We start from the raw sequence: 22,613 nt of genomic DNA on the forward strand, positions 1-22,613 counted from the left end.
CCCTCCTTCGCTCTAACGCAAACGGGGAGAAAAGGTGTCAGCCAGGCATCTTCCGGGCGGCTGCGGCGGCCATCGCCGCGATTTTGGCCTCCCGCCGGGCGGTCCTCACCGCGCGCCGAACCGAGCGCTGGGAACGATCGACGGTGTGCCGCATCGAGCGCTGAGAGCGACCCACGGCCCGGCCGGCCCGGTCGGCGGCGTGCTCGGTCCGGTAGCGCAGACCCGGCTGTCCCTCGGTGTCGACCGCCGCGAGCAGCAGTCCGCCGAGCATGCCCAGGTTTTTCAGGAAGTGGGTCCGCATCTCGGCCCGCTGCTCGGAGGTGTCTCCGGCCCAGAACGGATGCCCGGCGAAGGTCGTCGGCACCAGGCCGGCCGCCAGCACCGCGGCCGCCGGACGGCTGAACCGGCCGGTGGCCAGCGCCAGGCCGGCCACCACGTCACCGGCCGCCTTGGCGCGGACCAGCGTGCGCGCGTCGGTCGGGATGCGCGGATTGATCTTTTCCAGCATCGGCCCGACCCGGTCGGTGACCCGGCGAGCCGCGTCGACCTTCGAGTCCGGCTTGATCAGGATGCGAACTCCGGACGACACGAAGATCGCGGAAAGCATGACGCGGGCGGCGGTACGTACGGGCTTCATGAATCTGGTTATACCCGTCGGGGGAGCCTCACACCGGCTGGGTGCGCAGGTATCGGCCGAAGTGCGGCACCGTGAACGCGACCGTGCCCCGTTCGCCGGAGTAGATCAGCCCCTTTTTGATCAGCGCGTCGCGGGCCGGGGAGAGGCTGGCCGGCTTGCGCCCGAGGGCGGTGGCGATCTCCGAGGTGGGCACCGCGGCGTCCATGTCGTTGTCGGGTTCGCCGGAGAGTGTGGCCATCGCCCGCATGTAGTCGCGCTCGGCCGGGGTGGCCCGCTCGAACCGCGACCCGAAGAAGCCGACCGCCAGTTCGGCCTCGGCCTCGGGCGCGGCCACCCGCACGTCGGCGTCGGTCACCGGGGTCTGCGGGGCGTGGTCCCAGGTCGCCTTCCCGTACGCCTGCACGAAGTAGGGGTATCCGCCCGATTTCTCGTAGAGCAGGTCGAGCGCCTTCGCCTCGTATTCGACGCCCTCGCGCTGGGCCGGCGCGCCGAGTGCCAGGTCGGCCGCGATCCGGTCGAGCCGGTCGATGCGCTGGTAGCGGAAGAGCCGCTCGGAGTAGGACTTGGCCGCCGAGAGCACGGCCGGCAGGTGCGGCAGCCCGGCCCCGACCACGATCAGCGGCGCGCCGAGCTGGGAGAGCTCGTGGCAGGCGGCGCAGAGCGCGGAGACGTCGGCCGGCCCGAGATCCTGCATCTCGTCGATGAACAGCGCGATGCCGGTGCCCACGTCGGTGGCGAGCGAGGCGGCGTCGGTGAACAGCTCGACCAGGTCGATCTCGATGTCGCCGGAGTCGGCCCGGCCGCGGGCCGGTGGCACGTCGATGCCGGGGGCCCAGCGGTCGCGCAGCTTGGAGGTGCTGTCGTTGGCCCGCAGCGCGAACGCCTTGAGCACGCCGAGCACCTCGTCGACCCGGTCGGGGTCGCGGTGGTGGGGCGCCAGCTCGCGGATCGCCATGTGCAGCGCGGCCGAGACCGGGCGGCGCAGCGACTGGTCGGGCCGGGCCTCGATCTTGCCGGTGCCCCAGAGGCGGCCGATCGCAGCCGAGCGCAGGGTGTTGAGCAGGACGGTCTTGCCGACGCCGCGCAGGCCGGTCAGCACGAGGCTGCGCTCCGGCCGCCCGCGGGCGATCCGCTCGAGAACGACCTCGAACGCGTCCAGCTCGCGGTCGCGTCCGGCCAGCTCGGGTGGGCGCTGACCGGCGCCGGGAGCGTACGGGTTCCGCACCGGATCCATGGGGTAGCACAGTATCGGGCTCTCTAGCGCGAAAGCTAGAGTTCGCTATTCGATACCCCTCTACGGGTGTCTAGCCCTCAGCCTAGAGACGGCTAGATCGTCCTACTGCTTCTTCAGGCAGAGCACCACGTCGAGCTCGTCGAGGTCGCTCTTGTAGTAGAACCAGTTGGTGTAGCCGGTGACGTCGGAGCACTTGGCCTGGGCGTCCTTCTCGCCGCTGGTCTTGCCCTTGACCACCTTGAGCACGCGATAGGTCCCGCTTGCGCACACCGACTTGCGCATCTCGGGCTGGTCGGGGGTGCCCAGGTTCTGCACACACTGGTTCACGGTCGCGAACCGCGCGTCCTCGCTGCCCTGCGCCGTGGCCGGCGGCTTGGCCGAGGCCGACGCGCTCGGCTGGGGACGGGCCGCGGTCTTGGCGTCCAGCTTCTCCTTGACCAGCCATCCGATCGCGCCCAGCCCAGCAAGGATGAGCAGGCCGAGCACCACGACGATCGCCACGATCGGGGTGTTGCGCTGGGGCGCCCCCCACGTCACCGGCGGGACCGGGTCGGACGGGGGCGGTGTGTGGAAACCGGGCGCCGGCTGGTGCGGAATCGACGACGAGGGCGTCGACCACGACGGATCGGCCACGGCGTGCTCGCCCCACGGATCGGCAGGCTCCCGGTAGGGCTCGTCGTCGGAGCTCCCGCCCGGCCACGGTGGACCGGGGAACGGGCCGTTCTGGGACATCTGGGCGATCCTCCGGGGCCGAGTTGCTCCTAGTCACCGTAGCGTGCTGCCGGGACATCACGACGCACGGAATCGCCGCTGCTGTCGGCAACACGACGCCCGCCACGCGCTCGGGGCCACTACGTTCCTCGTCCGTGTCACCACTCCTCGTGATCTTCGCCGCCACCTTCGGCGCGGCGGCCGCCGGCTTCCTGCCGCGTCCGGCTCACCGGCTCGCCGTCGGCTTCGGCGCTCCGTCCCGCTCGGCCTGCGCGGCCTGCTCACGGCCGTTTCCGGCCGGGCTTTCGGGATGGGTACGCGCGGGAGCCGCCTGCCCCTGCACCTCGGGCGGACTGCTCACGACGTTGACCGGCGCCGCCGTCGCCATGGTCCTCGCCGTACGCCTCGGGCCGTCCCCACGACTCCCGGTCCTCCTGCTCGCCGTCGTCCCCGCGCTGCTCCTGGCACTGGTCGATCTGCGCTGCCTGCGTCTGCCCGACCGGCTCGTCGCGACCCTGGCGATCACCGCCGGGCTTCCACTGGCCGTCCTCGCCCACGCGAAGGTGGGGACGGCCCTGCTCGCGTTTGTGGGAGTGCTCGCCGCGTACGGAATTCTCGCGAGCCTGCCCGGCGGCGGCCTTGGCCTCGGCGATGTGAAGCTGGCCGCCGTCCTGGCCCTGATCGTGGGTTTCGCCGGCTGGCCGGCGGTGATCGTCGGCGTCGTGACGCCGCATCTGATCAACGGACCGATCGCCCTGTTTCTGCTGGTCACCCGGCGGGCGGGCGGCCAACGTCCGTTGCCGTTCGGCCCGGCGTTGCTGACCGGCGCCCTGATCGCGCTTACAGCAGCCTGAGCTGGCGGTCCTTCGGCCGGGAGGGCACCGGGTCGCCGAGCCGCTCGAACAGGCCCGAGTCGATCACGTTGAGGAACGGGGTCGGCGACTGCTCGCGCTCGCTGCCGTGCCGGAACCGGCGGGCCGCGTGCGAGACGAAGAGCCGGTCCTGGGCCCGGGTGAGCCCGACGAAGAACAGGCGGCGCTCCTCGGCGATCTCGTCGTCGCTCGGCGCCGAACCGGGCCAGCGCAGCGGCAGCAACCCGTCCTCGCAGCCGACCAGGAAGACGACCGGGAACTCCAGGCCCTTCGCGGCGTGCAGCGTGAGCAGGTTGACCGCCTCGGCCCGCGGGTCGAGGGCGTCCACCTCGGCGCCGGTCGCGATCTCCTCCAGGAACCCGGGCAGGTCGTCGGCGAACCGGTGGGCCAGCGGCATGAGCAGGTCGGCCGCGGTCCAGATGTCCTCCGGGGCCAGCTGTTCGGCGTCGAGGGTCGGGGCCGCGTAGCGCTGGGCCAGCACCTGCGCGGTCAGCTTGACCCGGGCGGCGAGCGAACCGCCGAGGCCGCCCGCGTGCCGCAGCTCGCGGGCGATGACCGGAACGCCGGCCCGGTCGCGGAGCCGGTTGTGGGAGCGCTTCTGCACCGGGACGCCGGCCCGGGAAAGCGCTTCGACGATCGGCGCGGACTGGGCGTCGGTGCGATAGAGGACCGCGATGTCGGAGAACGACAGGTCGTGCAGGACGACCGAGCGCGAGTCGACGCGGCCCGAGTCGAGCGAGCGGTGCGACAGACCGCCGACCAGGTCGTCGATCGTGCGGACCACGAAGTCGGCCTCGTCGGCCACACTGCCCGCGGCATAGCGGCCGACCAGCGGTGACTCCGGGTCGAGCCGGGCCGGGTCGAGACGGCGGCCGTGGACCAGGGTCGACGGCGCGATCGCCTGCACCGCGGCGGCCAGGATCGGGGCCGACGAGCGGTAGTTGCGGGTCAGCCGGACCAGCCGCGCCTGGACGAAGTCCTGGTTGAAGCGCAGGAAGTAGCGCACGTCGGCGCCGCGGAACGAGTAGATCGCCTGGTCCGGGTCGCCGATCGCGCACAGGTTGCCGTCCGGCGGGCTCAGCAGGCGCAGCAGTTCGTACTGCGTCTCGTCGACGTCCTGGTACTCGTCGACGAAGATCCACTGCCATTCCTTGCGGTACTTCTCGACCAGCGCCGGATCGTCACGCAGCAGGGCGACCGGGACGGCGATCAGGTCGTCGAGGTCGACCAGGTCCTGCTGGCGGAGCAGCTTCGTGTACGCCAGGTCGTCGTCCCCGGCCTGGTCGCGGGCCTCGGCGCGTTCCTTCTCGTCGGCGATCCGCCAGTGCGGTCCGAGGCCGGCCGCCTTGGCGTTGTCGCGCAGGATCTGCAGGCCGACCGAGTGGAACGTGCCGACGGTGATGTCCTCGGCGACGTCGCCGAGCAGGGCGTCGAGGCGCTCCTGAAGTTCGGCCGCGGCCCGCCGGGTGAACGTGATGGCCAGGCAGCGGTGCGGGAAGACGCCCAGTTCCGCGCACAGGTAGGCCATGCGGTGGGTGAGCGTGCGGGTCTTGCCGGTGCCCGGCCCGGCGACGATGAGCAGCGGGCCGCCGGGGGCGCTGGCCGCGACCCGTTGCATGGCGTCGAGCCGGTCGAGCAGGCCGGTGCCGACCTCTTCCATTCCGCTCAGCATGGGTTCGAACGGCTCATGTGGGCTGGGCGGAGGCGGGAGCGGAGGAGCCGGTTTGGTGGTCTTTACCGGCTTTTTCGGGACCTGCGCACGTCCGATGGCGGTCGGCTCGGGTTTGCGCTGCTGCGGAAGATCGAACAGCGCCTCGACCTGGTGGTTGCTCTTCCGAAGCTCCCCAGGTTCGAAGAGCGTGATCACTCCGTACTCGCCGTCGTAACCGGCGATCCGCCGGACGTCGCCGCGCCGCAGCCGGGTGATCGCCTCCTCGACGTCGTCGCCACCGGCCTGGCCGATCGCGTCGACCGGGATCTTCCGGAGGATGTCGAGTTCCGGGCCGAGCGTCGCGACCAGGTGGTTGAGCTGCGTCTCCACGGTCTTCGACTTCGGGCCGACGCCGTTGATCTCACCCAGGATCTCGTGCAGCTGGATCAGGTGCTCGACGTGACCGTCCTTGGCGAACCCGACCGGCCGGTCGGCGAGGTCCTCGACCCGGCTCAGCACGCCCACGGTCAGCGGCTTGCCGCACTCGGGGCACCGGCCGCCGTGCTCCCGGGTGACCGCCGGCTCCCAGTTCACGCCGCAGGCCCGGTGGCCGTCCGCGTGATATTTGCCCTCTTCCGGGAAGAACTCGAGCGTGCCCGCCAGGCCGGCACCGTTCCTGACCGCCTCGTAGTCGGGGACGCCGGTGAACAGCGTCGCCTCCCGGGCCAGCGCGGCCGGCGAGTGGGCGTCCGAATTCGACACCAGGCGGTAGCGGTCGAGGCTGGAGACCCGCCAGTTCATCTCGGGATCGCTCGACAGGCCGGTCTCGACCGCGGTGACATGCTCGGCCAGGTCGGCGTAGCAGTCGGCGATCGCGTCGAAACCCGACTTCGATCCGAGGGCCGAGAACCACGGCGTCCAGATGTGTGCCGGGACCAGATAGCCACCCGATTCGAGGGCGATCTCGAGCAGGTCGCGGGAGTCGAGTCCGAGGATCGGGCGGCCGTCGGCGGTCAGGTTGCCGATCCGGCCCAGCGCGGTGTTGAACCGGGCCGCCGCCTCGAAATCCGGCATGTAGATGAGGTGGTGGACCTTGCGCGTGCGGTCGTCTCGCTTGTAGATGGTCGAGATCTCGACGCTGAGCATGAACTGCGCCGGCCGCGCTTTTTGGAGCGATCCGGGGAGCCGCTTGGTGACCTCGTCCTCGTCCTTCAGCCGGTAGAGCCCACTGCCGGCCTCGGCGAGGTTGTCGCGCAGGTGATCGAACCACGCCGGGTGCGTGAAATCGCCGGTGCCCAGCAACGCGATGCCCTTGCGCCGCGCCCACCAGGACAGATTGGGCAGGGTCAGATCACGGCTACAGGCCCGGGAGAACCGGGAGTGGATGTGCAGATCCGCGACGTATGTGTCCGCGGCGACCGAGGACCCTGCGTTGTCCGAGGGCACGCGCTGCATCCTGTCACGCCCTCCGGTGCTCTCACGAATCGCCACGCTCTAACGAACTTACGGATCTTGATGTGCTAGACGCTACGCAGGTCCATGACCGTGACCTGCGGCGGCGCACCCACCCGCAGCGGCGGTCCCCAGAATCCGGCGCCGTTGGTCACGAAGACCGGCACCCCGTCCACCCGCCCGAAGCCGGACACCACCGGCTGCTGCAACTTCACCAGCAGGTTGAAGGGTGCCATCTGACCGCCGTGGGTGTGCCCGGAAACCTGAAGATCGACCCCGAAGGGTGCCGCGTCGCGGGCCACCACCGGCTGGTGCGCCATCAGCACCACCGGCCGGCCCGGGTCGCGACCACCGAGCGCTCTGGCGAAATCGGGGCCGTCGCCGTACTGCACGCCGCCGAGATCGTTCACTCCGGCCAGATCCAACCCTCCGATCTCCACCCGCTCGTTCCGCAGCGGCCGCACTCCGAGTTCCTTTATCTCGTCGATCCAGGGCGCGAACCCCGAGTAGTACTCGTGATTCCCGGTGACGAAGTAGGCGCCATGCCGGCTCTCGATTCCTCTCAACGGCTCGGCGAAACGGCCGAGTTCCGCCACGCTGCCGTCAACCAGATCACCGACGACGCACACGATGTCCGCCGTCACCGAATTGATCAGGTCGACGATCCGTCCGACGTGGTGGGTTCCCTTCAGGGGCCCCAGGTGGATGTCGGAGACGATCGCCAGCCGCATCCCGTCCATGCTGCGAGGCAGCTTGGCCAGCGGCATCTGGACCCGCTGCAGCCGCGGAGGGCCGAGCGCGGTCCGCATGCCATAGCCGGTCGTGCCGGTCGCGGCGAGCCCGGCGACGATCGCCGCTCCGCGGGCGATGGCTTGCCGCCGGCTGAGCGATTCCTCCCCTCCGGATGTACGAGCCGTGGGGCGCCACAACCGCACCAGCGCCAGGCGCGGCACTTCCAGCGGAACGAGCGCGACGAGCAGATAGAACATCAGCCCGATCCACACGTAGCCCGGCCAGGCCAGCCACCACAGATGCCCACCGCGGGTGGCCCCCACGGTCAGCGGCACGAGGATGGCCAGCACAACCGCGACAACCGTGCCGGCCACACGTTTCCAGCCCGGGCCGCCAACGTCCCGGACGAGGCGCTTCCACAGGTAGAAGTGAATGGCCAGGTCGACCCCGAAGATCAGCGCGACGAACCCTGCCAAGACCGCTCCCGTCGTTACGTGTTCCCGTTCCTGTTCCCGGAGGCTACCTTTTCCGCTCCGGTCAGCAGGTAGGTCTCGATCGCGACATCCTCCAGCCCGTACGACGTGATCGTGCTGTGGGTCGCGGGTGAGAGGCCGCTCCAGCCCGGTCCGGCGGACATACGCGGTTGATCACGTCGAGGGAGCTTGGGCGCAGCCCCGGTTGAGCGGCGGCGTGCACCTGTCCGGCGTCCGGGTCGTCGTCGAGCGGTTGCTCGGGGGGCGTGCCCCCGCGACCAGCAGCCGATTCCGCTCCCGCGACGGGCGCGGCCTGCCTCAGCACCATGTCGCCGCTCGGCACCGTGCGGCCGGTCTCCACAAGCTGACGTGCCGGGCCGACAACTCAGCCCGGATCGCCAGCTCCAGCTGAACGAGCTTCCGCTCCCGCAGCAGCTCCGCGCCGGGGTCTGGCCCTTAGCTGCCAGGTAGTCGACGGCCCCAAGTGCGCGGCGCTCGGGCTCGACCGCGACCCGGTGCACGGACCAACACAGGCCGCCGTGATCGCTCGCCGATGACCGATGTGAGCAACCGAACCGTGGTGCGCCAGGCCTTCGAACAGTTCGCGGCCGGCAGCCCAAATTCCTCCAGACCGTCATCCGCGAGGACGCGTCAATACAGCCCCGGCAACCCGCCCGACCGCGACGCCCACCGCGAGGGCAAAGTCTGTCCCTGAAGCACCTGCTCGCCGACGACAATGACGTAGTCCTCGACTACCGCGTGGACGACGTAGTCGTCGACTACCGCACGGACGACGTAGTCGTCGACTACCGCACGGACGACGTAGTCGTCGACTACCGCACGGACGACGTAGTCGTCGACTACCGCACGGACCCGCCAGGCGAGCCGTCTCGCGCGGTGATCGACATCTGAAGCCTGAAAGACGGCCAGGTCGTCGAGCGCTGGCCGCCACCCAGCCCGTCCCCGACCCGGGCCGAGGTCCCTAACGGCATGTTCTGACCCGCACGGCTGGTGCGGACTGCGCGAACCGCGGGATCGTGTTTGCCGCGCGAACCGCGGGATCGTGCCGCCCTTTCGCAGGCGGCCTCCGCCTACACGCGATCTCAGTCCGCAGGTGGGCCGCGCTGGAGGTGCCGACGGCTCGAGTCAGCGTGAGCTCGAGTCCGCGTGAGACGACCGACTGCCAGCACGCGACGTCCGCCCAGCCGCCTCCAGGCCGACGAGACAACCGCCAGCCGCGCAAGCAAAGCGGCCGCATTCGAGCGCTCGGTGCTCGGTTGGCTCTGCCTTCGGCTGGCTCTGTGCTCGGTTGGCTCTGTGCTCGGTTGGCTCTGTGCTCGGTTGGCTCTGTGCTCGGTTGGCTCTGTGCTCGGTTGGCTCTGTGCTCGGTCGGCTCTGCGATCGGCCGCCGACCGGTCAGCCGCCCGCGAAAGGCGGCAGCACGTCGACCGTCGCGCCGACGGGGAGCGCCGCCCCGCGATCATGGCAAGCGAGCCCGTCGATCAGAAAACTCGCTGCCTTGAGCACGACCCCGAGCCGCTCCCCGTGCTGGTCGGTCAATGACTGCACCAGCTCGTCGAGCGTTACCGCCGACGCGGTCTCGGTCGAGACGCCGGCGGCCGCCCGGGCCCCCGCGAAGTAGCGGACCGTCAGCACGCTCATCCTCCGATCGCCGACATGGGCCGGGCCGGCTGCAGGAACGCCGGGTCGTCGATGCCGTGGCCCGCCCGTTTGCCCCACATGGCGGTTCGCCAGGCGGAGGCGATCTCCTCGTCGGCCGCCCCGTCGCGGAGCAACTTCCGCAGGTCGCTCTCCTCGCCGGCGAACAGGCAGTTGCGCACCTGGCCGTCGGCGGTCAGCCGGGTGCGGTCGCAGTCGCCGCAGAACGGCCTGGTCACGCTGCCGATGACGCCGACCCGGGCCGGTTCGCCGGCCGCGTCGACGTAGCCCGGGACGAGCCACGTCTCGGCCGGCGCCGTTCCACGTGAAACCGAATCCGGCTGAAGATCGAAGGGCGCGAGCGCGGCCAGGATCTCGTCGGCCGTGACCATCGTGTGGCGATCCCACCGGTGCTGCGCGTCCAGCGGCATCTGCTCGATGAATCGGAGCTGATAGCCGTACGCAAGAGCGAACCGCAGCAGAGCCGGCGCCTCGTCCTCGTTGATGCCCCGCATCAGCACGGTATTGATCTTGACGGGCGTCAGCCCGGCCGAAGCCGCGGCTCGCAGCCCCTCCAGCACATCGGCATGCCGGTCGCGGCGGGTCAGAGCGACGAATCGCGCCGGATCGAGCGTGTCGAGCGAGACGTTGACCCGGTCGAGCCCGGCCGACCGCAGCGGGCCGGCGAGCCGCGAGAGGCCGATGCCGTTGGTCGTGATCGACACCCGTGGACGGGGCGACAACTGGGTGGTCGCGGCGACGATGCCCAGCAGATCTCGGCGGATCAACGGCTCGCCGCCGGTGAAGCGCACCTCGGTCACCCCGAGCCGCGAAACCGCGATCCGCACCAACCGCACCACCTCGTCGTCGGTCAGCTGTTGCTGACGCGGCAACCAGGCCAAACCCTCCTCGGGCATGCAATAGGTGCAGCGCAGATTGCACCGGTCGGTCAGCGAGACGCGCAGGTCGGTGGCGACCCGGCCGAACCGGTCGACGAGCGGCCCGGCCGCCGGCTCGCTTGATCGCGTCTCGTTCATAGATTGAATCTAGCCGCTGAGCCGATCGAGTGCCCCTGCCCGTGCCCCACCGGTGGATAACCGCGTTGCCGCAGGTCAGAGCGGATTCGACGTGTCGAGGCGCGCCTGCGGCGACAAACGCGCCGATCAGGCCGCAAACGCCGCTCGAGCCGCGCTCATCACGGCTTCGCGATAAGAACCGCCGAAAGCCGCCGTGTGCACCAGCAAAAGGTGCAACTGATGCAACGGCACCCGTTCCCGCCACCCGTCAGCCAGCGGATAAACGTCGTCATAGGCCCCGATTACCGCGTCGAGATGCGGAACGCCGCCGAACAACGCCAACTCCGCCAGATCGGTCTCCCGATGTCCGCCCTGCGCCGCCGGATCGACGAGCCAGGCACGATCACCGGCCGCCCACAGAACATTTCCCGGCCACAAATCGCCGTGGGTGCGGCTCGGCGGCTCGCTCACCGCGTACGAGAAAAGGTTTTTGAGAATGCCGTCGAGAACGGCGACGTCGGTCGCGGTGAGTGCGCCGCTATCGGCCGATTTTTTGAGGTACGGCAGGAGCCGGCGCTCGGCGAACCACGGCCCCCACGGTCCGGTCGTCATCGTGTTGTCCAGGGGCAACGGCCCGATGAACCCCGGCCAGGGCGCCCCGAACGCGTCGGCGCCCGAACGATGCAGTGCCGCCAATTCCCGCCCGAACCGCGAAGCGGCCGCCCGGGACGCCGAACCGGGCTCGATCCATTCCATGGCGATCATCGACGGAACGGCGACGAGCACCTCCGGCACGCCGATCGCCCCCGCCGAGCGCAACCACTCCAGTCCCGCCGCTTCGGCGGCGAAAAAGCCATCCGGCGCGGTCGATCCCTCCGGCCACGTCTTGGCGAAAATCGAGGTGCCGTCGTCGAGCGTCAACCGGCTCGCCGCGGACACGCTTCCGCCGCCCACCGGCGTCTCGCGAATGCGCTGGTGGGTGAGAAATGTCGGGAGGTGCTCGGGGTGCGCGCGTAAGTACGCCAGGTCCACCGGCTTATCTTCCACTTCGCCTTACGGGCGCCCGAAATCGGAGTCAAAATGTCGGCATGACCCCTGTCACAGTGCGTTCGTACCGTCCGAGTGACCACTCCGCGGGCCGTCGCCTGTGGTCGGAGCTCACCAACCAGCACAACGAGATGTACGGCGAGCCGGCCGAGGACGGCGGCGAGGGCTTCGAGGAATATCTGACCCGGCTCGACCTCAGCGGCCTCTGGGTCGCCGACCACGCCGACGACGGCGTCATCGGGCTGGTCGGCCTGATCATCCGCGACCGGGCCGGCGAGGTCGAACCGGTCATCGTCACCGCCTCCCACCGGCACAAAGGCGTCGGCCGCCGGCTGCTGCGCCACGTCGCGGCCGAGGCCAAGAAGCGCAACATGACCGCGCTGACCATCTCGCCGTCGTCCCGCAACATCGAGGCCATCCGCAGCCTGCACGCGGCCGGCTACGACGTCGTCTCGTCCATCGAGCTCACCCTCGATCTCGACCGCCACCAGCACGAATGGCAGCAGGAGGGCCTCGAACTGCACGAGCTGCAGTTCCGCTCGTAGGTTTTCCACAGCACCCGACTTTGGCACTCGACAGCCCCCGCCGAACGGCCAAGCTGCCGGGCATGACGCCTGACACCACCATCGCCGTCCGCAACCCCGCCGACCTGGTCGACGCCACGCCCTATGTGATCGGCTTCCACCCCACCGAGAGCCTGGTCGTGCTCGGCCTCAGCGGCAACCGGGTGTTCTTCGGCGCGCGCTACGATCTGCCCCCGCCGGGAGGCGACGACATCGTCCAGCTGGGCGCGGTCATCTCCGCCCAGCGGGCCCGCTGCGTCGCGGTGCTGGCCTACGGCCCGCCCGCGACGGTCGACCCGGTGGTCCGGCGGGCCTTGGCGGTCTTCGACGCTTTCCGCGTACGCGTGCTGGAAGCGCTCCGCGTGCACGACGGCCGCTGGTGGTCCTACTTCTGCGCCGAGCCCGGTTGCTGCCCGGCCGAGGGCACCCCGTTCGACACCGCGACCAGCGTGATCGCCGCCGAGGCGACCTATCGTGGCCAGGTCGCGCTGCCCAGCCGCCAGGCCCTGGTGGCCCTGGTCGCACCGGTCGAAGGCCAGCCCCGCGCGGCCATGCTCGCGGCGACCGAACGCGCCCGGTCAGCCCTCGACGGCCTGCTCACCGACGACGCGCACAGCGCCCGGGCGATCCGCCGAGCCGGCCGCCTGGCCGTCCGCGAGGCCGAAAAGCGCTACCGCGCCGGCCGCGCCCTGACCGACGACGAGGTCGCCTGGCTGGGCGTCCTCTTGCTCGAACCCGACGTGCACGAATACACCCTCGGCCGCATCGGCGACGAGGAGTGGCGCCTGGCCCTGTGGACAGACGTCCTCCGCCGCGTCCAACCGCTCTACGTCCCCGCGGTCGGCTGCGTCCTGAGCTACCTGGCGTGGCGAGCCGGCCAGGGCGCCCTGGCCCGGGTGGCCGTCGACCGCGCGCTGCGCGTCGAGCCCCAGCACCGCATGGCCGCCCTGCTCGACGAGGTCCTCGGCATGGGCATCGGCCCCCACGCCCTGTCCGCCCTCGACACACCGCCCAGGATGGGGGTCGCCCTCCGCCACGAGAACCCCGCCACCCAGCGCCCCCACGACCCGCGCCCCAAGGGTTCGGAAGGGCTGCGTCGGGAGGGGTCGGACGGGCCGCGTCGGGAGGGGTCGGACGGGCCGCGTCGGGAGGGGTCGGACGGGCCGCGTCGGGAGGGGTCGGACGGGCCGCGTCGGGAGGGATCGGACGAGTTGCCCTGCGAAGGGTCGAATGAGCTGCTCGGTCAGGAGTCGGACGAGCTGCTCGGTGAGAAGCGGGACGAGCTGCGCGGAGAGGCATCGGGCGAGCTGCGCCGCGACAGGCCGGATGGTCTGCACCGCGAAGACGCGGAGGGGCTACGCCGCGAGGAGTCGGGCGGCCTGCCCGGCGAGGAGTCGGAGGGGCCGCGTCGCGCGGGGCCGGACGAGCCGAGCCGCGAGGGGTGGCACGAGCTGCGCCGCCAGATTTCGGATGGCCTGCGCCGGACGAGTTCGGACGGTCTGCGCGGAGAGGCATCGGGCGGGCTGCGGCGCGGGAAGTCGGACGACTTGTGCCGCGAGGGGTCAGGCGATTCGAGCCGTGAGGGGTCGGATGGTCTGCGTCGTGAGGAGCCGAGCGATCTGCGTCGCGAGGAGTCGGATGAGGGTTTGGCGGGTGGGCGGCCGGCCGCTCCGTCCAATCCAGAGGCGAGTGGGCCACCTCGCCGGAAGCGCCGGCTTCGCCGGGTCCTGCGCCGGAGGTCGAAGTGAGCCCGGTCAGACCGTGTCGAAGTGAGCCCGGTCAGACCGTGATGCGGTGGGTCGCGGTGTAGACGTTCATGCTCGGGCCGCGGAGGAAGCCGACCAGGGTCAGCCCGGCCTCGTCGGCCAGTTCCGCGGCCAGCGTGCTCGGCGCCGACACCGCGGCCAGCATCGGCAGCCCGGCCATCCACGCCTTCTGGGTCAGCTCGAAGCTCGCCCGCCCCGACACCAGCAGGATGTGGCCGGTCAGCGGCAGCCGGCCCTCGCGCAGCGCCCACCCGATCACCTTGTCGACCGCGTTGTGCCGTCCCACGTCCTCGCGCAGCACGAGCAGCTCGCCGTCGGCCGTGAACAGGCCGGCGGCGTGCAGGCCGCCGGTGCGGGCGAAGGTTCGCTGGGCCTCCCGTAACCGGTCGGGCAGCAGCGAGAGCGTGCGGGCCGACACCGACAGCGGATCGTCCGCGACCGCATAGCGGGAGCGGACGCGCACCGCGTCGATGCTCGCCTTGCCGCAGACGCCGCACGAGCTGGTCGTGTAGAAGTTGCGGCTCGGGTCGGTCACCGGTGGCGGCACGTCGGCGCCGAGCACGATCTCGACCACGTTGTAGGTGTTGGGCGTATCGGTGCCCGCGCACAACTGCGCCGTCACCACGTCACCGGCCGCGCCGATGACGCCCTCGGTCAGCAGGAAGCCCATGGCCAGATCGATGTCGTGCCCCGGCGTGCGCATCGTGACCGCCAGCGGCTGCTTGCGCACCCGGATCTCCAGCGGCTCTTCGGCCGCCAGGTCATCGGGTCGCCGTCGCGGCTCGCCGGAACCATCAAGGTCAATCTTCACGACCGGTCGCCGGGTCATCGTCCGCGCCATGTCACGAGCGTAGGCCGCGAAACCAGGCGCCGAAACAGTGAGTGATCCGCGACAGGTAAGTGAGCGCGCGGTCACGCTCGACACGTGTCCGGGATACGGTACGTACGTGGGGGGATTTGCGGCGGTGGTGCTGGCCGGTGGTGCGGCCCGGCGAATGGGTGGAGCGGACAAGCCGACCCTCCCGGTGGGCGGGCAGTCGATGCTCACCCGCGTGCTCGCCGCCGTGCACGACGCCGACCCGCGCATCGTGGTCGGCCGGGTGCCGCCCGACCTTCCGGTGCAGGTCCATTCCACGCGCGAGGAACCGCCCGGCGGCGGCCCGGTCGCTGCGACCTCGGCCGGGCTGGCCCTGGTGCCCGACGACATCACCTACACCGCTCTGCTGGCCGCCGACCTTCCGCTGCTCACCGGCGAGGCGATCGACGTGCTGCGCCTGACCGTCGAGTCGGCCCCGATGCAGGGCGCGGTCTATCGCGACGCCGAGGGCCGTCGGCAGATGCTCTGTGGGGTGTGGCGCACGACCGCCCTGCGCGGTGCCGTCAAGCGGCTGGCCGAGGAGCGCGGCGGCCTGCACGGCGCGTCGGTGCGCGAGCTGATGGAACATCTGCGGGTCGCCGAGGTCTCGTGGCGCCGCCCGGGGCCGCCCCCGTGGTTCGACTGCGACACCGACGACGACCTGCGCACGGCCGAGGAGTGGGCCCGATGACGACCGAGGCGCTCAACGCCACGATGACCGAAGTCGAGCCGGCCGAGGGCGAGACGGCCGCGAGCAAGCCGACCCCGAGCACGACGGCCGCGAGGGACTTGGCCCGATGAACGAGCTGGACGCCTGGATCGCCGCCGCCTGCGCCGAGCTCGGTCTCCGGCCCGACGAGATCGAGGCCAAGGCGGTTCTCGACGTGGCCCGCGACGTCGCACATCAGGTGATCCGGCCGGGTGCACCCGTCTCGGCGTACCTCATGGGCGTGGCCGTGGGCCGCGGAGCCGATCCGTCCGACGTGGCCGCCAGGCTCAGCGCCTTGGCGCTGAGCTGGCAAAAAGATGACACGCCGCCCATCGGTTGAGATGCCGGTCCATCCCCTGAGAAGGTGGACGAGGCGGCTGCGCGTCGCTCGATAGGGTGACGGGTACGGAGGTGACGATCATGTCGGCAGAGAGTGCTGCGGCGGATTCGGGCGAGGGTGTGCTGCTTGACGAGCCCACCACGGCCGATCTGCGGGCCAAGGTGACCGAGGCTTGGCAGGAGTTCGCGGGAGCGCTGGCGTCCGCGTTGGTCGAGCTCGGACCGGGTTCGCACATCGATCTCACCCTCGATCCGACGGCCTCCGGCACCGGCATGGCGGTCTATTCGGTGAGCGTCCGGGTCCTGCCCGACGGCGTGGTCGAGGCCCTGGCCGTCGGCAACGCCGAGTTGCCCGAGGGCTACCGGATGGATCGCGCGACCGTGGCCTCGCTGGTCGCGCTCGGCTGGTCGCCGCCCGGCGTGCTTCCCGGTTCGGGCGACTCGTTCGGGCTGCGCTCGACGGCCGACAAGGGCAAGCAGCTCGCCACGGTCATCACCCGCACGCTGCGCGACGTCTACGGCACGCCGCACCCCGCCTTCCTGGTCTATTTCGTGCACGACGACGAGGACGAGCCGATCGAGGTGGCGCCGCTGGCCACCGCGCGACACGAGCCGACCCTCGACGCCGGGCTCAACCTCGATGACCTCGACGGAAACGGCGAGCTGACCGAGGCCCTGGCCGCCGCGGCCGACGAGGTGGTGCCGCTCGAGGAGCGGGTGCGCACGGTCGTCGCCACGATGTCCAAGACCACGATCGACCAACTTCAGGTCGACAACGACGGAGACATCGGCATCCGGGCCGGTTCGGCCATGGTTTTCGTACGGGTACGCGACAACCCGCCGCTGGTCGACGTGTTCTCGCCGATCCTGACCGAGGTCGAGCCGACCGAGCAGCTCTATGTGAAGCTGTCCGAGCTCACCAACCGCATGCCGATCGGCCGTCTCTACTGCGCACAAGACACGGTGTGGGCGTCGATCCCGGTGTTCGGGCGCAACTTCCAGGCCACCCACCTCATGCTGGCCGTGCAGGTGATGACCGGCCTGGCCGACGAACTCGACGACCGGCTGCACGGCGAGTTCGGCGGCAAGCGCTTCTTCGGCGAGGGCGACAAGCCCACGGCGAAGGAGAAGGAGAAGGAGTCCGGCGACGACCACCGCACGGGGATGTATCTATAACGGCATCGGCGTGGGCGTCTCCACCAGGCGCGACAACACGACCATGCTCCGGGTCGAGGTCACGAACGGTTCGGCCCGCAGCTTTTCCAGCGCCTGTTCGAGGTGGCCGATGTCGGCCGCCCGCAGGTGCACCAGCGCGTCCGCTTCGCCCGACACCGTGTAGGCCCCGACCACCTCGGGGTGCCGCCGCGTCGCCACGGTGATCTGTGCCGGCGTGGTGCGCCCGGTGCAGAACAGCTCGACGAACGCCTCGGTCGTCCAGCCCAGGGCGGCCGGCTCAATGACGGTGGTAAATCCCTTGATCACTCCGCTCGACCGCAACCGGTCGACCCGCCTCTTGACCGCCGGGGCGGACAACGAGACCTTCGCACCGATCTCGGCATAGGACGCCCGCGCGTCCGACACCAGCAACGCAATGATTCGCTGGTCTACGGCGTCCATCTGCAACGATTCGCCTCCAACGAGCAAGATTTTCGGCTGTTTCGACCGTCCAAGGCTACCTACGCTGTAGCTCATGAGCTACCCGGAGCGTATGCCTCGTAATCGGACATATCTGATGTGCCCACCTGAGCACTTCACGGTGGAATACGCCATCAATCCGTGGATGGACACCACGATCGCGGTCGACGCGGCGCTCGCCATCAAGCAGTGGGAGCTGCTGCGCACCACGCTCGGCGACCTCGGCCACACCGTGCACGTCCTCGACCCGATCCCGGGCCTGCCCGACATGGTCTATGCGGCCAACGGCGCGTTCTCGGTCGACGGCCGGGTCTACGGGGCTCGCTTCAAGCATCCGCAGCGCTCCGACGAGGCCATCGCTCACCAGGGCTTCTACCGCGCCTCGGGCTGGCCCCTGACGATCGGCGAGCAGGTCAACGAGGGCGAGGGCGACTTCGCCTATCTCCCCGAGGCGTACGGCGGGCTGGTGCTGGCCGGTTACGGCTTCCGCACCGATCCGGCCGCCCACGCCGAGGCGCAGGAGGTGCTCGGCCGCCCGGTGCTCTCGCTCCACCTGGTCGACCCGGCCTTCTACCACCTCGACACCGCCCTGGCCGCGCTCGATGACCGCCACATCGCGTACTACCCGGGTGCCTTCTCGCCCGCCTCGCAGCGAGTCCTCGGGCAGCTGTTCCCCGACGCCGTGCTGGCCGACCGGGCCGACGCCGAGGCGTTCGGGCTCAACCTGGTCAGCGACGGCCGCCACGTGATTCTCAACACTGAGGCGGTGGCGATGGGCGACAAGGTGCGGGAGGCGGGCTACCTACCCGTGCACGTCGAGCTGACCGAGCTCAAGCGCGGCGGCGGCAGCGTGAAGTGCGCCGTTGCGGAGCTGCGCGCCTGAAGGGAACCGCCTGCCTGGAAGGGCCGCCTGCCTGGAAGGGCCGCGTCCCTGAAAAGACGCTCTGGGATCGGTGCGGGAAGATAGACGAATGACCGACGAGACCCGCACCGAGCAGAAGCAGGAAGACGGCTCCGTCATCGTGGTCGGCCCCGACGGGCGCCCGATGGGGACGATCGACGCCGATGGCACCCTCAACCCGGAGGAGCCCGGCAACCTGATCGAGCAGCCGGCCAAGGTCATGCGGATCGGCAGCATGATCAAGCAGCTGCTCGAGGAGGTGCGGGCGGCGCCGCTCGACGAGGCCAGCCGCAACCGGCTGCGCGACATCCACCAGCGCTCGATCGTCGAGCTGGAGGACGGTCTGGCCCCCGAGCTGCGCGACGAGCTCGAGCGGCTGTCGTTGCCGTTCGAGGGCGACACCCCGCCCAGCGAGGCCGAGCTGCGCATCGCCCAGGCCCAGCTGGTGGGCTGGCTCGAGGGTCTCTTCCACGGCATCCAGGCGGCGCTGGTCGCGCAGCAGATGGCGGCCCGGCTGCAGCTGGAGCAGATGCGCGGCGGTGGCGGCCGACCGGCCCTGCCCATGGGCGCGAGCGGCATCCTGCCGGGCATGCCGGGCGGCCCGGGCCCGCAGGGCGGCGGCGACGGCCGCACCGGCCAATACCTGTAAGCGGCCCCACGCGGCGACAACCGGAGACGGTTGACGGGCAGTGAGGCCGGCCAGCGGCCCACCCGGATGGCGACGGTCGGGGGCGCTCCACTGGACCCACCTTGGGGCTCCGTCATAGCCAGGCCGATCGCATGGCGGCAGCCGCCGGCAGTTGACCGGGCTGGGAGGATCGCAGGCGGCCGATCCGGCGGCAACGCTGCGCGCCGCCAGGGCAGGACCGGCCGCGGGCAATCAGGGAGCGAGCCATCGGGCCGCGACGGCCGCATGCGGCCCATCACGCGACAACGCCATACGCGGTTCGCAGGGCGGCGACGGTTGCTGGCGGCCCGCGGGGCCGGCCGGCGGTCGGCCGGGCGGCGACGGTTGCGCTCGGCCCGTGGCTTGGGCGGTGGTCCATTGGGTGCGACGGCTGCTGGCGGCCCGTCGGAGCGGGCGGCGGTCCATTGGGTGGCGACGGCTGCGGGCGGGCGGCCGGGCGGGCGGGCGGGCGGGACAGTGGGTGGCGACGGCTGCGAGCGGGCGGCGGGACAGTGGGTGGTGGCTGCCCCATGGGGTGGTGGGTGTGAGACGGCGGGGCGGGCTGTGAGACGGCGGGGCGGGCTGGGGGGTGACCCGGCGGGCCCGCCCGGCGGCGGCGCGCGGAGGGTGGGCAGCCGCGGACCCGAGGCCCTCGGTGCGGGACCAGGGCACGCCGTACTTCTGAGAAGTGGCTACAGACTGAACTCTTCGGTCAGATAGAGCGCCACGCCGTCCTCGTCGTTGGTGCGGGTGACCTCGTCGGCTACCGCGCGGACGGCGGGATGGGCTTTGCCCATGGCGACGCCGTGGCCGGCCCACGCCAGCAGCGGGATGTCGTTGGGCATGTCGCCGAAGGCGAGCACCTCGGCGGCGTTGATGCCGTCCCGTTCGCAGAGCCAGGCCAGCCCGGCCGCCTTGGTGACCGCCGGGGCCGAGATTTCGACCAGGGCACTCGACGACGAGTGGGTCGTCTCGGCGATCTCGCCCAGTGTGTGGCTGACCAGCTCGTAGAACGCGTCGGCCTCGTGGTTTGCCGAGCGGGCCAGCAGCTTCACCGCCGGGGCCGAGGTCAGCTCCTCGGGTGTGGTGAGCACGCGCACCTGGTGGGGCGCGTTTTCCCAGCGCACCGGCCAGGCCTCTTCGTACCAGAAGGAGCGGCCGTCTTCGACCTCGACCGCCAGCGCGATGTCGGGCACCGCCTCGCGCAGCCGCTTGCTCACGTCGAGCAGCAGGTCGGTGGAGAGCGGGTTGGCCAGCAGGATCTCGTCGGCGACCGGGTCGTAGACGACCGCCCCGTTGGCGCACACGGCCGGCACCGGCGCCGGCATCTGGTCATAGAGCTGGTGGAGCCAGCGCACCGGGCGGCCGGTGACGAGGACGAACGGCACCGGCAGCGCCGCGACGGCTTCGATCGTGCGCGGGCTGAGGGTGCCGTCGCTGCGGATCAGGGTGCCGTCGATGTCGCTTGCTACAAGTTTAAAACGCATCACCTTGACAGTAACTTGTCGAGGTAGACGGCCACCCCGTCCTCATCGTTGGTCAGCGTGACCTCGTCGGCCACCGCGAGCAGTGACGGGTGTGCGTTGGCCACCGCCACCCGGCTCCAGCCGGCCCAGCCGAACATCGGCAGGTCGTTGGGCATGTCGCCGAAGACCAGCACGTCGGCCGGGTCGACGCCGACCGCCTCGGCGACCACCGCCAGGCCGGTCGCCTTGGTCACGTCGGGCGGGCAGATCTCGACGTAGTCGAGGCCGGCCTGAGTGACCGATGCCACGTGCTCCGGGATCAGCCGGCGGGCCACCTCGAGCAGGTCGTCGACGTCGTGGCCGAACGACCGCACGAACGCCTTGATCACGTCGCCGGAGAGGCATTCGGCGCGGCTGCGGGGCAGCACGGTGACCGGGTAGCGCCAGGTCGGGTCGAAGTCGCCCCAGAGCGGCGCCTCGTCGTGCTCCAGCGCCTCGATCATCAGTGACAGCCGGCCGACCTCGGCCTCGAGGGCGTCGAGCACCGGCAGCAGCGTCGAGCCGGGTAGCCACGACTGGCGGAGGTAGGTCGATTCGGCCTGGTCGAGCACCCAGCCGCCCTGGGCCATCACGAGGAAGTCGGCCGAGCGGATGTCCTGGCGGATCAGCGACGTCAGGCGGGGGCCGCGCCCGGTCGCGCCGACGATGCGGATGCCGGCGGCCCGGACCCGGTCGAGAACCTCATGGGTGTACGCGGACACCGTGTCGTCGCTGCGCACGAGCGTGCCATCGAGATCTGTCGCGACGAGCTTGGGGAGTCCAGGCTTGGTCATCGGTGCCTCCGAGGTGGAACGACCCCCGCGGAGGGCGGAAGGAAAAAGTTACACCTATCCGGCTACCAGCGGCTATGACTTCTGGTAGCCGGACGGTGTATTAGCAGTTAGCGCTGGGGTTCAAGAAGATCGCGACCGCCGAGGTACGGCTGGAGAGCCTTCGGCACCCGCACCGAGCCGTCCGGCTGCTGGTGGTTTTCCAGGATCGGAATCAGCCACCGGGTGGTCGCCAGCGTGCCGTTGAGTGTCGCCGCGGTCTGCGGCTTGCCGTCCTCGTCGCGGTAGCGGATGTTGAGCCGCCGGGCCTGGAAGGTGGTGCAGTTGGACGTCGAGGTGACTTCGCGGTAGCGGCCCTGGGACGGCACCCAGGCCTCGCAGTCGAACTTTCGCGACGCGCTCGTGCCCAGGTCGCCGGCGGCCACGTCGATCACCCGATAGGGAATCTCGACCTTGGCCAGCATCTCCTCTTCCATGGCGAGGAGCTTGAGGTGCTCGTCGGCGGCCTGGTCGGGCCGGCAGAACGAGAACATCTCGACCTTGTCGAACTGGTGCACCCGCAGGATGCCGCGGACGTCCTTGCCGTACGACCCGGCCTCGCGCCGATAGCACGACGACCACCCGGCGAAGCGGCTCGGTCCGGCCTCGAGATCGATGATCTCGTTCGCGTGGTACGCCGCGAGCGCGACCTCCGAGGTGCCCACCAGGTAGAGATCGTCGGCGGGCAGGTGGTAGATCTCGCTGGCGTGCGCGCCCAGGTAGCCGGTGCCTTCCATCGACTCGGGCTTGACCAGCGACGGGGTGATCGACGGCGTGAAGCCGTGCTCGACCGCCTGAGCTATCGCCAGCTGGAGCATCGCGAGCTGGAGAAGCGCGCCGACGCCGGTCAGGAAGTAGAACCGCGAGCCCGACACCTTGGCCCCGCGCTCGGTGTCGATCGCCTTGAGCGCCTCACCGATCTCGAGGTGGTCCCTGGGGTTGTCGATGGCCGGCCGGTCGCCGACCTCGCGCAGCACGATGAAGTCGTCCTCGCCGCCCGGGGGCACGCCGTCCTGCACGACGTTGGGAACCGCCAGGTTGGCGACGCGAAGGGCCTCGTCGGCCGCCGCGGCCTCGGCCTCGGCCACCTTGACCTCGGCTGCCAGTTCTTTCGTCCGCGCGAGCAGCGCCACCCGCTCGTCACCGGACGCCTTGGGCACCTGCTTGCTGAGGGATTTCTGCTCCGCCCGCATCGATTCGAACCGCTGGGTGGCCGCCCGGCGCTGCTCGTCGGCGCGCACCAGGGAGTCGACCACCTCGGTGGACTCGCCGCGCAGTCGCTGGCTGGCGCGGATCAGCTCGGGGTCTTCGCGTAGCAGACGCAGGTCAATCACGATTGCCGAGCCTACCGGCGACCC

Annotated in this window: 23 protein-coding genes; 9 read left to right on the top strand and 14 right to left on the bottom strand. The window is 70.7% G+C overall.

Annotated features, from left to right (window positions below; all coding sequences use genetic code 11):
• Positions 1-37 precede the first annotated feature (37 nt).
• The 3 genes from AB0M88_RS17940 to AB0M88_RS17950 all read right to left on the bottom strand — a co-directional run bounded on the left by AB0M88_RS17940 (position 38) and on the right by AB0M88_RS17950 (position 2,603).
• The gene (locus AB0M88_RS17940; protein ID WP_364102728.1) at positions 38-637 is read right to left on the bottom strand and encodes a DoxX family membrane protein; all 600 of its coding nucleotides are present in this window, start codon (positions 635-637) and stop codon (positions 38-40) included.
• A gap of 28 nt (positions 638-665) precedes the next feature.
• Positions 666-1,871 carry an ATP-binding protein gene (locus AB0M88_RS17945; RefSeq protein ID WP_364102731.1) on the bottom strand — a complete coding sequence of 402 codons (1,206 nt, stop codon included), beginning with the start codon at positions 1,869-1,871 and terminating at the stop codon, positions 666-668.
• 102 nt (positions 1,872-1,973) lie between these two features.
• Positions 1,974-2,603: a hypothetical protein gene (locus tag AB0M88_RS17950; RefSeq protein WP_364102734.1), complete on the bottom strand. Its 630-nt coding sequence runs from the start codon at positions 2,601-2,603 to the stop codon at positions 1,974-1,976.
• Between the two features lie 134 nt (positions 2,604-2,737).
• On the opposite strand from AB0M88_RS17950, the gene AB0M88_RS17955 reads away from it, so the two are divergent.
• Entirely contained in the window at positions 2,738-3,436 is a 699-nt protein-coding gene (locus AB0M88_RS17955) for a prepilin peptidase (RefSeq protein WP_364102737.1), read from the top strand.
• On the opposite strand, the gene AB0M88_RS17960 is transcribed toward AB0M88_RS17955, so the two are convergent.
• The 3 genes from AB0M88_RS17960 to AB0M88_RS17970 form a co-directional block, all read right to left on the bottom strand.
• Positions 3,423-6,560, bottom strand: a complete 3,138-nt coding sequence (locus AB0M88_RS17960) for a UvrD-helicase domain-containing protein (protein WP_364102740.1) — start codon at positions 6,558-6,560, stop codon at positions 3,423-3,425. The genes AB0M88_RS17955 and AB0M88_RS17960 overlap by 14 nt on opposite strands.
• Before the next feature lie 65 nt (positions 6,561-6,625).
• Positions 6,626-7,765, bottom strand: coding sequence for a metallophosphoesterase (locus AB0M88_RS17965; protein ID WP_364102743.1), 1,140 nt, complete (start codon positions 7,763-7,765; stop codon positions 6,626-6,628).
• 14 nt (positions 7,766-7,779) lie between these two features.
• Entirely contained in the window at positions 7,780-7,926 is a 147-nt protein-coding gene (locus tag AB0M88_RS17970) for a hypothetical protein (protein ID WP_364102746.1), read from the bottom strand.
• Positions 7,927-8,521: 595 nt separating this feature from the next.
• On the opposite strand from AB0M88_RS17970, the gene AB0M88_RS17975 reads away from it, so the two are divergent.
• Complete coding sequence (locus AB0M88_RS17975) at positions 8,522-8,674, top strand: hypothetical protein (RefSeq protein ID WP_364102749.1); 153 nt, start codon at positions 8,522-8,524, stop codon at positions 8,672-8,674.
• A 504-nt stretch (positions 8,675-9,178) separates the two neighbouring features.
• On the opposite strand, the gene AB0M88_RS17980 is transcribed toward AB0M88_RS17975, so the two are convergent.
• The 3 genes from AB0M88_RS17980 to AB0M88_RS17990 all read right to left on the bottom strand — a co-directional run bounded on the left by AB0M88_RS17980 (position 9,179) and on the right by AB0M88_RS17990 (position 11,469).
• Positions 9,179-9,424 (bottom strand): MoaD/ThiS family protein, encoded by a 246-nt coding sequence (locus AB0M88_RS17980; protein WP_364102752.1) that lies wholly within the window; start codon positions 9,422-9,424, stop codon positions 9,179-9,181.
• Positions 9,421-10,458 (bottom strand): GTP 3',8-cyclase MoaA, encoded by a 1,038-nt coding sequence (moaA, locus tag AB0M88_RS17985; RefSeq protein ID WP_364102755.1) that lies wholly within the window; start codon positions 10,456-10,458, stop codon positions 9,421-9,423. The genes AB0M88_RS17980 and moaA overlap by 4 nt, the downstream gene beginning before the upstream one ends.
• A gap of 126 nt (positions 10,459-10,584) precedes the next feature.
• The gene (locus tag AB0M88_RS17990) at positions 10,585-11,469 is read right to left on the bottom strand and encodes a fructosamine kinase family protein (protein WP_364102757.1); all 885 of its coding nucleotides are present in this window, start codon (positions 11,467-11,469) and stop codon (positions 10,585-10,587) included.
• A gap of 56 nt (positions 11,470-11,525) precedes the next feature.
• Between AB0M88_RS17990 and AB0M88_RS17995 the strand changes: the two genes are divergently transcribed.
• Both AB0M88_RS17995 and AB0M88_RS18000 read left to right on the top strand, forming a co-directional pair.
• Positions 11,526-12,029, top strand: a complete 504-nt coding sequence (locus tag AB0M88_RS17995; RefSeq protein ID WP_364102760.1) for a GNAT family N-acetyltransferase — start codon at positions 11,526-11,528, stop codon at positions 12,027-12,029.
• A 62-nt stretch (positions 12,030-12,091) separates the two neighbouring features.
• On the top strand, positions 12,092-13,795 hold the full coding sequence (locus AB0M88_RS18000; RefSeq protein ID WP_364102763.1) for a DUF4192 family protein: 1,704 nt from the start codon (positions 12,092-12,094) through the stop codon (positions 13,793-13,795).
• A 31-nt stretch (positions 13,796-13,826) separates the two neighbouring features.
• Here AB0M88_RS18000 and fdhD read toward each other — a convergent pair whose 3' ends face one another.
• On the bottom strand, positions 13,827-14,654 hold the full coding sequence (gene fdhD / locus AB0M88_RS18005; RefSeq protein WP_364102766.1) for a formate dehydrogenase accessory sulfurtransferase FdhD: 828 nt from the start codon (positions 14,652-14,654) through the stop codon (positions 13,827-13,829).
• Positions 14,655-14,760: 106 nt separating this feature from the next.
• Between fdhD and AB0M88_RS18010 the strand changes: the two genes are divergently transcribed.
• From AB0M88_RS18010 to AB0M88_RS18020, 3 genes are all read left to right on the top strand, one after another.
• Positions 14,761-15,360 (top strand): NTP transferase domain-containing protein, encoded by a 600-nt coding sequence (locus AB0M88_RS18010; RefSeq protein WP_364102769.1) that lies wholly within the window; start codon positions 14,761-14,763, stop codon positions 15,358-15,360.
• Between the two features lie 106 nt (positions 15,361-15,466).
• Entirely contained in the window at positions 15,467-15,718 is a 252-nt protein-coding gene (locus AB0M88_RS18015) for a DUF6457 domain-containing protein (protein ID WP_364102772.1), read from the top strand.
• Between the two features lie 80 nt (positions 15,719-15,798).
• Positions 15,799-16,893: a hypothetical protein gene (locus AB0M88_RS18020; RefSeq protein ID WP_364102775.1), complete on the top strand. Its 1,095-nt coding sequence runs from the start codon at positions 15,799-15,801 to the stop codon at positions 16,891-16,893.
• Here AB0M88_RS18020 and AB0M88_RS18025 read toward each other — a convergent pair.
• Positions 16,888-17,340: an Lrp/AsnC family transcriptional regulator gene (locus AB0M88_RS18025; RefSeq protein ID WP_364102778.1), complete on the bottom strand. Its 453-nt coding sequence runs from the start codon at positions 17,338-17,340 to the stop codon at positions 16,888-16,890. The two genes, AB0M88_RS18020 and AB0M88_RS18025, sit on opposite strands and share 6 nt — an antisense overlap.
• A 67-nt stretch (positions 17,341-17,407) precedes the next feature.
• On the opposite strand from AB0M88_RS18025, the gene ddaH reads away from it, so the two are divergent.
• Together ddaH and AB0M88_RS18035 are read left to right on the top strand one after the other, a co-directional pair.
• A complete protein-coding gene (gene ddaH / locus AB0M88_RS18030; protein ID WP_364102781.1) occupies positions 17,408-18,235 on the top strand; it encodes a dimethylargininase in 828 nt (275 codons plus the stop codon).
• 88 nt (positions 18,236-18,323) lie between these two features.
• Positions 18,324-18,902, top strand: coding sequence for a bacterial proteasome activator family protein (locus tag AB0M88_RS18035; RefSeq protein ID WP_364102784.1), 579 nt, complete (start codon positions 18,324-18,326; stop codon positions 18,900-18,902).
• A 710-nt stretch (positions 18,903-19,612) separates the two neighbouring features.
• On the opposite strand, the gene AB0M88_RS18040 is transcribed toward AB0M88_RS18035, so the two are convergent.
• The 3 genes from AB0M88_RS18040 to serS form a co-directional block, all read right to left on the bottom strand.
• Positions 19,613-20,407, bottom strand: coding sequence for an HAD family hydrolase (locus AB0M88_RS18040; protein WP_364102786.1), 795 nt, complete (start codon positions 20,405-20,407; stop codon positions 19,613-19,615).
• On the bottom strand, positions 20,407-21,219 hold the full coding sequence (locus tag AB0M88_RS18045) for an HAD family hydrolase (RefSeq protein WP_364102789.1): 813 nt from the start codon (positions 21,217-21,219) through the stop codon (positions 20,407-20,409). The genes AB0M88_RS18040 and AB0M88_RS18045 overlap by 1 nt, the downstream gene beginning before the upstream one ends.
• 107 nt (positions 21,220-21,326) lie before the next feature.
• The gene (gene serS, locus AB0M88_RS18050; protein ID WP_364102792.1) at positions 21,327-22,589 is read right to left on the bottom strand and encodes a serine--tRNA ligase; all 1,263 of its coding nucleotides are present in this window, start codon (positions 22,587-22,589) and stop codon (positions 21,327-21,329) included.
• Positions 22,590-22,613 lie beyond the last annotated feature (24 nt).

The sequence above is a fragment of the Actinoplanes sp. NPDC051411 genome (assembly GCF_040682075.1).
Lineage (GTDB): Bacteria > Actinomycetota > Actinomycetes > Mycobacteriales > Micromonosporaceae > Actinoplanes.